Raw genomic sequence first — 9997 nt, forward strand, 5'->3', positions numbered from 1 at the left:
TATCGATGGAGATGAGTCTGTGAATGACGTGTTTTTGCTGTCTGAGAGGCAGATGGAGCGGATTGAGCCGTTTTTCCCTCAGGCGCACGGAGTGCCTCGCGTGGATGACCGGCGTGGTCTGAGCGGGATCGTTTATGTGATCCGCAACGGCCTTTCAGTGGAAGGATGCTCCGAAAGCGTATGGTCCGCACAAGACCTTATACAATCGCTTCATCCGGTGGAGCCGCCCGGGTGTCTTTGACCGGATTTTTGTCGCGCTGACAGAACAGGCTGGCCGGTCGAAGCGCCTGATGATCGATGCAACACATCTCAAGGCGCACCGGACATCAGTGTCCCTGCTCAAAAAGGGGCTTTTCCCCGTCATATCGGACGGACAAAAGGCGGTCTGAACTCAAAACTCCATGCCGTGTGCGATGGACAGGGACGCCCTGTCCGCCTTCATCTGACTGCTCGACAGGTCAGTGATTTCAAAGGCGCTGATGTTCTGCTGAACGATCTTCCGAGCGAAACGGCAGAAGTCATCGGAAATCGGGGATACGACAGCAATAAAATCAGACAGTCTCTCGCAGACCGGAACATCACCGCCTGTATTCCCCCGAAGAAGAACAGGACATCAAAGCCATCTTACGACTGGCATCTGTATAAGAAACGCCACCTCATCGAAAACATGTTCGCAAAGCTGAAGGACTGGCGACGTGTTGCCTCCCGATATGACCGGTGCACTCACACATTCATGTCCGCAATCCACATCGCAGCAAGCTTCATCTTCTGGCTCTGATCAGTGAGTCCTGACCCTAAAATCTGAGTAACCATTATCCCTCTTGATCTCTAAGCAATAATCACTACATATCATTATCAACAGTCATGAATGGGTTTTATCTTACTATTTGAGACTATAAGGAGACGAAAGGAAGATTAGGTCTATGAAACTGGAACAAATTATTGGTCGAAATATAAAATACTGGCGTGGCATTAGAAGAATGTCTCTAACAACCCTAAGTACGAAAACACAGATTCCAAAAGATGAATTAAAGTCATTTGAAATGGGTTTAGAGCGGCCAAAGCCAGAACACTTGCTTAAATTGTGCGAAAATCTGAATGTGCATATCCGTGAACTACTCAATGAAAAATAGTTCCGGATAAAATACAGAGAAAGTAGGAAAAAGACTTTTCGAATATTATATTTATGACGTAAATCCTGTCTTGTAAGGCGAAAAAATACTCTTGGGCAGAACAGACATACGGATTCATTCACAGAGATCCGAGAGGCTGTTATGTAATTTGGATGAACAGGTTAGCGGCATTTCTGAGCATGAAGCCAGCGTAGGCAATGGTGTGCACGCCTGCGAGTATTGAGGCACATCGTTAAAAATCCTTTACTAGGTGTTTGGTCCCGGGATTTGATGGTGTGATATTTTCACGTGAGTGGAAGGAAGCATTATGGGACAGATACGCCATGGCAGCGCCACGCCCACGCACGCCGTGCGAGCAGCGCTGCAGCGATCGCAGGCTTCGCTCGCGGCGCTGAGCAAGGAGTTCGGAATCAACCCGAAAACAGTTGTAAAATGGCGGAAGCGTCAGACTGTCGAAGACCAGAAGACGGGACCAAAAGAGCCGCACTCAACGGTCCTTATCTAAGACGGACGATGCGATGGCCGTTGCTTTCCGTCGGAATACCCTACTGCTCCTCGATGACTGCCTTTATGCCCTGCAGGCCAGCCCCCATCTGACACGCTCAGCCCTGCACCGATGCTTTCAGCGTCACGAGATCTCACGGCTTCCGGACATCGAGAGAGACAAATCTGCAAAACAGCGCTTCAAACGCTACTCGATCGGCTTTTTCACATCGATATTATATTGCCTAGGTTCTGTTGACAAAAGGTCTTTTCAGACTGGCCTGGACGTGATTCAACACTGATCTTTGCGGAGACCTGTGGATGCGTGGCGACCTGACGGACGAGGAATGGGCGATCATTGGTGGCCTGCTGCTGCCTGAACGTGGCCGTTGGTCACGACCGGCACAGGATAACCGTCTGTTTCTCAACGGAATGCTTTATGTCCTGCGTGTCGGTGCCCATGGCGGGACATGCATGAGCGCTACGGAAAATGGAACTCGGTCTATGTGCGGTTCCGTCGATGGGCAGAACAGGGTGTCTGGGACGCTCTGCTGGAAACGCTGGTTGAACTCGGTCTGACCGATGACTGGCAGCACATGATCGACAGCACGGTCGTTCGGGCTCACAGCCAGGCGGCTGGCGCAAAAGGGGGACGCATAAGGAAGGCTTTGGTCGAAGCCGCGGCGGCTTTACGAGCAAGTTCCACGCCCGCGCTGACGGTCAGGGACGCCCTCTTGGCTTCAACCTGACGGGTGGCGAAATTTCTGATTATTCCGGCGCTGATGCCTTGATGGACCTGCCGGTCGCGACACCGCGCCGATTCCTGGCCGATAAGGGGTATGATAGTGACAGGATACGGGAGAACCTGCTTTTTCGAGGCATTCTTCCTGTTATTCCGCCGCGTTCAAACCGCATAGAGGATATTCCCTGCGACTTCCGTCGTTATCGGGATCGCAACCGTATCGAGCGGATGTTCAACAAACTGAAGCACTTCCGACGTATCGCCACACGCTATGACAAGACAAGAAAATCGTTCCTCGCCTTTCTCAACCTCGCAGCCGTAAAACTGTGGCTACCGTTTTTTGTCAACAGAACCTAGGTCCAGACTGCTGAAGGCAAGCTGTATCTCTTTGTGGCCATTGATCGGGCGAACAAATTTGCCGTCACACAACTGGTCGAGAAAGCCGACCGGAAGACGGCCTGGAATTCCTCGAACATCTCCTGAGCACTATCCCTTACCGGGTTCATACCGTTCTGACGGATAACGGCATCCAGTTCGATGAACAGCCCCGTAATCCAAATACGGCCTGGTCGCGTCCCATGCGCTTCGACATGATCTGCGAAGCCGACGGGATCGAACATCGTCTGACAAAACCCGGTCATCCCTGGACGAACGGTCAGGTTGAGCGAATGAACCGGACAGTCAAAGAAGCAACCGTCAAACGCTTCCGTTACGACAGCCGTGAGCAGCTGAGGACATCCCTCAGCGACTTCATGGCAGCCTGCAACTTGCGGGCGAAGACTCAGAACCCTAAGTGGCCTCTCCCCTTACGAATACGTCTGCAAAATATGGACTTCAGAGACAGAAAGATTCATCATCAATCCAACCCATCAAATCCCGAGACTAAACAACTAGGCTCAGTTCAATAAATTTATTGAACTGAGGGAGACGTTGTGAGTGAAGTTTTTTTGCTGTCTGATAGGCAGATAGAGCGGATTAAGCCGTTTTTCCCTCTAGCGCACGGAGTGCCTCGCGTGGAGACCGGCGTGTTCTGAGCGGGATCGTGTATGTGATCCGCAACGGCCTTCAGTGGAAGGATGCTCCGAAAGCGCGTGGTCCGCACAAGACTTTGTATAATCGCTTCATCCGGTGGAGCCGCCTGGGTGTCTTTGACCGGATTTTTGTTGCGCTGACAGAACAGGTTGGCCGGTCGAAGCGCCTGATGATCGATGCAACACATCTCAAGGCGCGCCGGACATCAGCATCCCTGCTCAAAAAGGGGCTTTTCCCCGTCATATCGGACGGACAAAAGGCGGTCTGAACTCAAAACTCCATGCCGTGTGCGATGGACAGGGACGCCCTGTCCGCCTTCATCTGACTGCTGGACAGGTCAATAACTTCAGAGGGGCAGACATGCTTCTGGCAGATCTCCCCGACGAGACAGAAGAAGTCATCGGGGACAGAGGCTATGACAGCAATCGGATCAGGTTATCGCTTGCAGAACGCAATATCACCGTCTGTATTCCCCCAAAAAAGAACCGGAAATCAAAGCCATCTTATAACTGGAACCTGACCTGCGGCTATGCTGCGTGTGGCCTCCGCCCGTAAGACAGAACCCACGGCGACCATCCTCGATAGCCGAACCTTGCGTTCGACGCCGGAGAGCGGACCGCGCGCGGGGTATGATGGCGCGACAAGACAAAAGCATAGAAACTGCACATGGCCGTGGATACGTTTGGCCATTTTCTGGCCCTGCACGTCACGCCAGCCAATCGGGACCATCGCGCCGGGGTAGGGCGCCTCGACGCCACCATTCAGGAGGTGATGGGCGAAAGCGTCGAACTGGCCTGTATCGATCAGGGACACACAGACAGGAAACCTGCCTGAGCAGCGCAGACCCAATGGTATCACTCTTGAGGTCGTCAAATTGCCGAAGCTAAACGCGGCTTTGTCCTGCTGCCGCGCCGATGGGGCGTAGAACGGTCTTTCTCATGCGCCACACGATGCCGCAGACTTGCCAAAGATTATGACGCGCTATGCCTCAACACTCCCAAGCCTTCTTATGTCATTGCATTCGCATGCTTCCTGCTTAAAAATACGCTATACTCGCTCTAGATGCATAACACCCTCTGGAACTTCTACCGAACGGTTCTTCGCCTCCATTGCATGTGATACAAATTATAAAAATGATAGACAAAATCTATAATCGAGCGCCAAATGATCTCTGTTATTTGACATTCTTTATCTTTTATTACATTAGAAAATAGTCGGCCACTTATGCAGGGATAAGTTTTTTGGAGCAAGTGCGCTCTTATTTTTTACAAGTACTCACAGGCGGCTTCTGCTGCCTAACCCTTGCCGCGTGTACAAATGAGCACCGTCTTACGGAAAACGTTAAGAGCACTACGCCCCTTATTTCTAGGGCAGTAACGTCGAGTTACCAACCTAGGTATATAGCCCAAGGTGTATGGGCTTTCAGTCCCAACTGTCTAGCAACGGTTTCGTCTGATTTGTTTAGTATATCAATTCAAAAAAAAGACGCTTATCTGACTTACAGTGTCAATTGCCATACTCATTCTGGAAACACATGTTCTGCCAGCAGACTAAAGTTGCGTTTCACACATGACTCAGCTCTGTGGTATCAGACATTGTCACGTAAGCGCACATCGTTTTTTTCCTCAACTGTTCTCAATAACGAAAAAACTCAGAGTCAACTACTCGTCGCCTTGGAAGGTGGTAAGTTCGATCTTTATATCGTTTCAAAATCATCGCCCCATATAGCAACAATCACATTCAATCCAAGAGACGAAGATGCATCAAAATGGTTCCGTTGTGTTCGTAATTAACAGTCTGTATCACCCATGAACTCTCAAACAAGTTACCAGTTGCGTGGAACTGTTTTGTTAATCGCGCTTGGTATTACAAATTTCATTCTATTGATAGTGAGCACATATATTGTGTTTGCAGGAAGAGAAACACAATCTCTAAATAACTTACCTAAGAGCTCAGAACTTCATCAACCATCATTTCCAAAAACAAAAATTATCAATAACATTGTTATTGATAATTTCGAAAAAAATAGCACAGCACAAAATATCAGAAACTACTTTGAGCCTGTGATCAGCCGAATCAATACGGATATATTTTTACTAGATTCAAGAATCAAATCTCTTTCAGACAGTGCTATAGCTTGCATCGGTTACAGCAAACTTCGTGCAACCGAGTGTATTTTGAGATCCACTGAAAACTCCCAAGTGTCCACGCTAATCGGTGAAAGCGGCATATTCAATATCCAAGATAGATACCTTCCGGTTATATCGACATATCCTACTAAAGGTGATGATCGCCTTACAAAAATTATCCATTTATCTGGAAATAGGAAGGGGCCATTCCTGGCTCAGCTCGAGGGACATCTTTATTACTTTAGGCCGTATACTTCTATAGAAGCTCAAAAGTACGCCTTTTTTACTCAAGTATCCGACGAATATACCAAAGAGCTTCTCTCAAATTACTGTATCCACAAGCATGGTTTTACAATTTCTGTAGGTATTATAGGAGATGGGTCAGTCTTGTCTGGTTACTGTGAAGTCCCTCCTGACAATTTACTCCTGAAAAGGACCGAGCTTTCTCTAGGGCTAAATATTTCATTTCTGATCCCGACAGTTAAGATAAACCACAAAGATATCGTTTCATTTCCACCTGAAAAGTCTTACCTCTCTCCTATGGAGAGCGACACACCGGCTGAAAATCATAGGAAAAATTCTCAATATACAATCTGGATATTGCTTGTTCTTGAGAGCATTACTGGATTTCTTTCACTTTACTTCTCTTATTCTATGAAACGTTATTTAGAGAAGAAAGAGAAAAATTCTATTGATTCCAACCGTGTTCTTGTAAATCTTCATGAGACATCGAACGAAATACTGACTCTGCGCACATTAAACTCTATGCTTCGATTTTCGGATTCTGATCACCATAATAAGAAGATCCACAATTTAATCTCATCTAATATTGATAATTTTTTATCATTTATTGATAATTTAAATATATCCCTTTCAAATAAAGCCGAAATTAGCCTTAAAGATGCAGATTTTAATGTTTTTAACTTTTTCAAGGAAGTAATTGAGATTTTTCGGCTTCAAGCTGAAAACAAAGGCCTCAATTTTTCATCATTTATTCAGATCGAACCTCTTTCAATATGGAGAGGGGACACTGATTCACTTCGCCAAGTCATCAGTAATATACTTGGCAATGCAATAAAATATACTGAAAATGGATCAGTAGAGATAAAAGTATCAGTTGATAAAAATGATGGAATGCTCACTGTAGAAGTAGATGATACAGGACGGGGTGTGGTGCAAGACGATCTTCAAAAGATATTCCACCCTTTTGTCCGTGGTGAAAATGTAGATTCAAATGTGTCAGGGCTGGGAGTCGGCCTATACGTTTGCAAGATGATCGCAGATGCGATGTCTGGCTCCATAAAGTGTCAACAACTTGAGAGCGGTGGAACGCGCTTCACATTTATCGGCTTCTTAGGTAAGTCAAAAACACCTCTTTCATCAGAACCTTTCAAAGGTCTAGTTGCTGTCATAGGATGCGAACAAGGAGACACACGAACTGATCTCGTCCAAGTCTTACGCGAGGCCGGAATGCTAGTGGACGTCGCCGACGACAGTTTTACCCTCGGAGCAGTCTGCGAGAGAGCAAAATATCTCTGGAATCGGCTCGATGTTGTCGTCATTTCCGAGACGCTTCCCGCTCAAGGTGCAAAAGAGACCATGAGCCGTCTCGCGTCAGTTGATGCGATCAAAGGAGCTATAATCTGCTTCATGGAATCAGCATCTGAAATCGATGGATTTTCAGACTCATATCCCTACAAGACCGTCCGCATCCCGGCATTAAGCTCGACACAAGATATATTAAGACTGATTTCCATTAATCTAGAAGAAACATCTGAGGTTGTTTTATCTGTTCCAGTTGTGGACGATACCAATTTGCGGTTTAACCGTCGCATTCTCCTCGTTGAAGATAATCCTATCAACGTCACTCTAATCAAGCAGTATATTGACCGGAAAGAGTGGTCAGTCATAACTGTATCGTCAGGAGAAGACGCAATTCATCAAATGGAAAAGAACAAATTTGATCTTGTCTTGATGGATCTCAGGCTTCCTGGCATTTCCGGTTGTGAAACAACTAGGAGAATACTGGAATTACATGGACATACAATATCCGCAGTTGTTGGAATCACTGCTCATAGAACTGAGGACGTCTATAAAGAATGCAGTGATGCTGGTATGATGACGGTTATTTCAAAGACTAAAGGTCTTCCAAAGCTGCCTGAAGCGATCGAAACTGCATTCCTCATGTCTAGACTGAAGCCGACCGTCACGCCGCAACCATCATTAGATAGACCAGCCTCCCTGCTGCTCGATCCCAACCTTAGAAATACCTTTGACCTTTCAATGTTTCTTGAATTTCGTCAGGCACTTGGCGACGAGGAAGCAAGGAAGATTTTATCAGGGCTCTTTAATGAACTACCAGGAATTATTGATGAGGTGAAAAACTATATAGATTCTGAAAACCTTAATGCTGCATACAATTTGATTCATGGAAACTTACCAATTATTTATTCTATTGGAGGATTTCCTCTATATGACTACCTTTTTGAAATAGAAGAAATATGCAGTAGTGAAGATCATTTGCGAAAATATGAGGCGATAGAATTATGCGCCAAAGCCGTTTCAATCCTAGAACCTTATTATAATACAATTGAAGCCATTGGATGGGCTCCAATGATCACGGACACAAATCGACCAAGGAGAGCGTAGGTGTTTGGTCCCGGGATTTGATGGTGTGATATTTTCACGTGAGTGGAAGGAAGCATTATGGGACAGATACGTCATGGCAGCGCCACGCCCACGCACGCCGTGCGAGCAGCGCTGCAGCGATCGCAGGCTTCGCTCGCGGCGCTGAGCAAGGAGTTCGGAATCAACCCGAAAACAGTTGCAAAATGGCGGAAGCGTCAGACTGTCGAAGCCCCAGAAGACGGGACCAAAAGAGCCGCGCTCAACGGTCCTTATCTAGGCTCAGGACCTATTAATTTATTGAATTGAGCTGTGTGTTGTGATTCACAGGCTTACCGATGGAGGTGAGGCTGTGAGTGACGTGTTTTTGCTGTCTGAGAGCCAGATGAGGCGGATTGAGCCATTTTTCCCTCTGGCACACGGAGTGCCCCGCGTGGATGACCGTCGTGTCCTGAGCGGGATCGTTTACGTGATCCGCAACGGCCTTCAGTGGAAAGACGCTCCGAAAGCGTATGGTCCACACAAGACTTTATACAATCGCTTTATCCGCTGGAGCCGCCTGGGTGTCTTTGACCGGATTTTCACTACCCTGGCTGAGCCATCAGGACGGTCGAAGCGTCTGATGATCGATGCAACACATCTCATGGCGCACCGGACATCGGCGTCCCTGCTCAAAAAGGGGCTTTTTCCCCGTCATATCGGACGGACAAAAGGCGGTCTGAACTCAAAACTCCATGCCGTGTGCGATGGTCAGGGCCGGCCTGTCCACCTTCATCTGACAGCGGGTCAGGTCAGTGACTTCAGAGGCGCAGACGTGCTTCTGGCAGATCTCCCCGACGAGACAGAAGAAGTCATCGGGGACAGAGGCTATGACAGCAACCGGATCAGATTATCGCTTGCAGAACGGAATATACCCCCCTGTATTCCTCCGAAGAAGAACCGGAAATCAAAGCCGCCTTACAACTGGCATCTGTATAAAAAGCGACACCTCATCGAAAACATGTTCGCAAAGCTCAAAGACTGGCGGCGGGTGGTAACACGATATGACCGCTACGCACACACTTTCATGTCCGCTATCCACATCGCAGCAAGCTTCATCTTCTACCTCAAAGAATGAGTCCTGAACCTAGAGGCGATGACGCGCCGGGGATTGGGAAAGGAACGCCGACACTCGGGCTGGAACCACTAAACCCGCAGAGAATAACCGGGGCCCATCCATCCTCCCCTTTGAAATCACTGATGATGGTGAGTCCTGATGTCGCGGTTGATATGACAAGGCCGCCAGCTGGGGCGCTCCCCCATGTAGACGTTCCGGGCGCAGCGGAAATCGCATTCCATATCCACCACCCCCACAGGTGACATATGCACCGAATGACGTACTGCCACCCGCCGAACCCGACCCACCAACCGCTCCAACCCCAGCAGCGCCAACAGTGAGAGGAATTTCTGAAATGGGGAGCGTGGTAAGATCAATGCAGAACTGCGCATAAGCGCCTGCCGCGCCGGGACTTCCGCACGAAACATAGTTCGTCCCTGTATTCACGGCGGGAGCACCTGCGCCAGAACCCCCTCCCCCCACCATCTCAACAACGAGAGTTTTGGCCCATCGTGACGGAGTGTAGTTCTGACTGCTGGTGATTTTGATTGTGCTGAGGAGGCGACCGCGCATCAGTTCAGGGATTGTCGGGTAGAAAGCGTTCTGTGGTGTTGCAGTCAGCCCCGTGAGCGTCGTCGCACTGGATGGGACCGTCACTGAATACAGCGCCACAACAGCACCACCCACAGGCGTTGCTGGCGCGGTCGTAGCGCACACAATGGATACTCTGGCCTGCCTCTGTGTCGGCAGATCGGCC

At 48.5% G+C, this 9997-nt stretch carries 7 protein-coding genes and 7 pseudogenes; 12 read left to right on the plus strand and 2 right to left on the minus strand.

The genetic code is table 11. The features are described from left to right. Positions 1–19: 19 nt before the first annotated feature. From GVI59_RS17935 to GVI59_RS17985, 12 genes and pseudogenes are all read left to right on the plus strand, one after another. A pseudogene (locus tag GVI59_RS17935) lies at positions 20–778 on the plus strand (IS5 family transposase). Between the two features lie 145 nt (positions 779–923). Next, positions 924–1133, plus strand: coding sequence for a helix-turn-helix domain-containing protein (locus tag GVI59_RS17940; protein WP_173575423.1), 210 nt, complete (start codon positions 924–926; stop codon positions 1131–1133). 307 nt (positions 1134–1440) lie between these two features. Beyond that, a pseudogene (locus tag GVI59_RS17945) lies at positions 1441–1843 on the plus strand (IS481 family transposase); the annotation flags it as partial. 94 nt (positions 1844–1937) lie between these two features. Next, positions 1938–2715: pseudogene (locus GVI59_RS17950) on the plus strand (IS5 family transposase). A gap of 248 nt (positions 2716–2963) precedes the next feature. Continuing rightward, positions 2964–3252 (plus strand): annotated as a pseudogene (locus GVI59_RS19510) (integrase core domain-containing protein); the annotation flags it as partial. 154 nt (positions 3253–3406) lie between these two features. After that, the gene (locus GVI59_RS19225) at positions 3407–3658 is read left to right on the plus strand and encodes a transposase (RefSeq protein ID WP_338422127.1); all 252 of its coding nucleotides are present in this window, start codon (positions 3407–3409) and stop codon (positions 3656–3658) included. After that, positions 3580–3945 (plus strand): annotated as a pseudogene (locus GVI59_RS19515) (transposase); the annotation flags it as partial. The gene GVI59_RS19225 and the pseudogene GVI59_RS19515, both read left to right, overlap by 79 nt. 111 nt (positions 3946–4056) lie before the next feature. Beyond that, positions 4057–4224, plus strand: a complete 168-nt coding sequence (locus GVI59_RS17965; protein ID WP_173575424.1) for a hypothetical protein — start codon at positions 4057–4059, stop codon at positions 4222–4224. Between the two features lie 54 nt (positions 4225–4278). After that, a pseudogene (locus GVI59_RS19520) lies at positions 4279–4371 on the plus strand (IS5/IS1182 family transposase); the annotation flags it as partial. Positions 4372–5198: 827 nt separating this feature from the next. Further along, the gene (locus GVI59_RS17975; RefSeq protein ID WP_173575425.1) at positions 5199–8168 is read left to right on the plus strand and encodes a hybrid sensor histidine kinase/response regulator; all 2970 of its coding nucleotides are present in this window, start codon (positions 5199–5201) and stop codon (positions 8166–8168) included. A 57-nt stretch (positions 8169–8225) separates the two neighbouring features. Continuing rightward, positions 8226–8418, plus strand: a pseudogene (locus GVI59_RS17980) (IS481 family transposase); the annotation flags it as partial. Positions 8419–8496: 78 nt separating this feature from the next. Next, on the plus strand, positions 8497–9261 hold the full coding sequence (locus tag GVI59_RS17985; RefSeq protein ID WP_173575426.1) for an IS5 family transposase: 765 nt from the start codon (positions 8497–8499) through the stop codon (positions 9259–9261). A 9-nt stretch (positions 9262–9270) separates the two neighbouring features. Here the strand turns inward: GVI59_RS17985 and GVI59_RS19545 are convergent, their stop codons facing one another. Then, positions 9271–9813 (minus strand): glycine-rich domain-containing protein, encoded by a 543-nt coding sequence (locus GVI59_RS19545; RefSeq protein WP_456304148.1) that lies wholly within the window; start codon positions 9811–9813, stop codon positions 9271–9273. Between the two features lie 4 nt (positions 9814–9817). Further along, a partial coding sequence (locus tag GVI59_RS18890; protein WP_206752380.1) for a hypothetical protein occupies positions 9818–9997 on the minus strand: 180 nt, incomplete at its 5' end.

Source organism: Acetobacter sicerae (genome assembly GCF_011516765.1).
GTDB lineage: Bacteria > Pseudomonadota > Alphaproteobacteria > Acetobacterales > Acetobacteraceae > Acetobacter > Acetobacter sicerae.

Bases quoted from the DNA above. Each gene is read 5' to 3' on its own strand.
- GVI59_RS17940 (WP_173575423.1), top strand. From the start codon at position 924: ATGAAACTGGAACAAATTATTGGTCGAAATATAAAATACTGGCGTGGC.
- GVI59_RS17965 (WP_173575424.1), top strand. From the start codon at position 4,057: ATGGCCGTGGATACGTTTGGCCATTTTCTGGCCCTGCACGTCACGCCA.
- GVI59_RS17975 (WP_173575425.1), top strand. From the start codon at position 5,199: ATGAACTCTCAAACAAGTTACCAGTTGCGTGGAACTGTTTTGTTAATC.
- GVI59_RS19545 (WP_456304148.1), bottom strand. From the start codon at position 9,813: ATGCGCGGTCGCCTCCTCAGCACAATCAAAATCACCAGCAGTCAGAAC.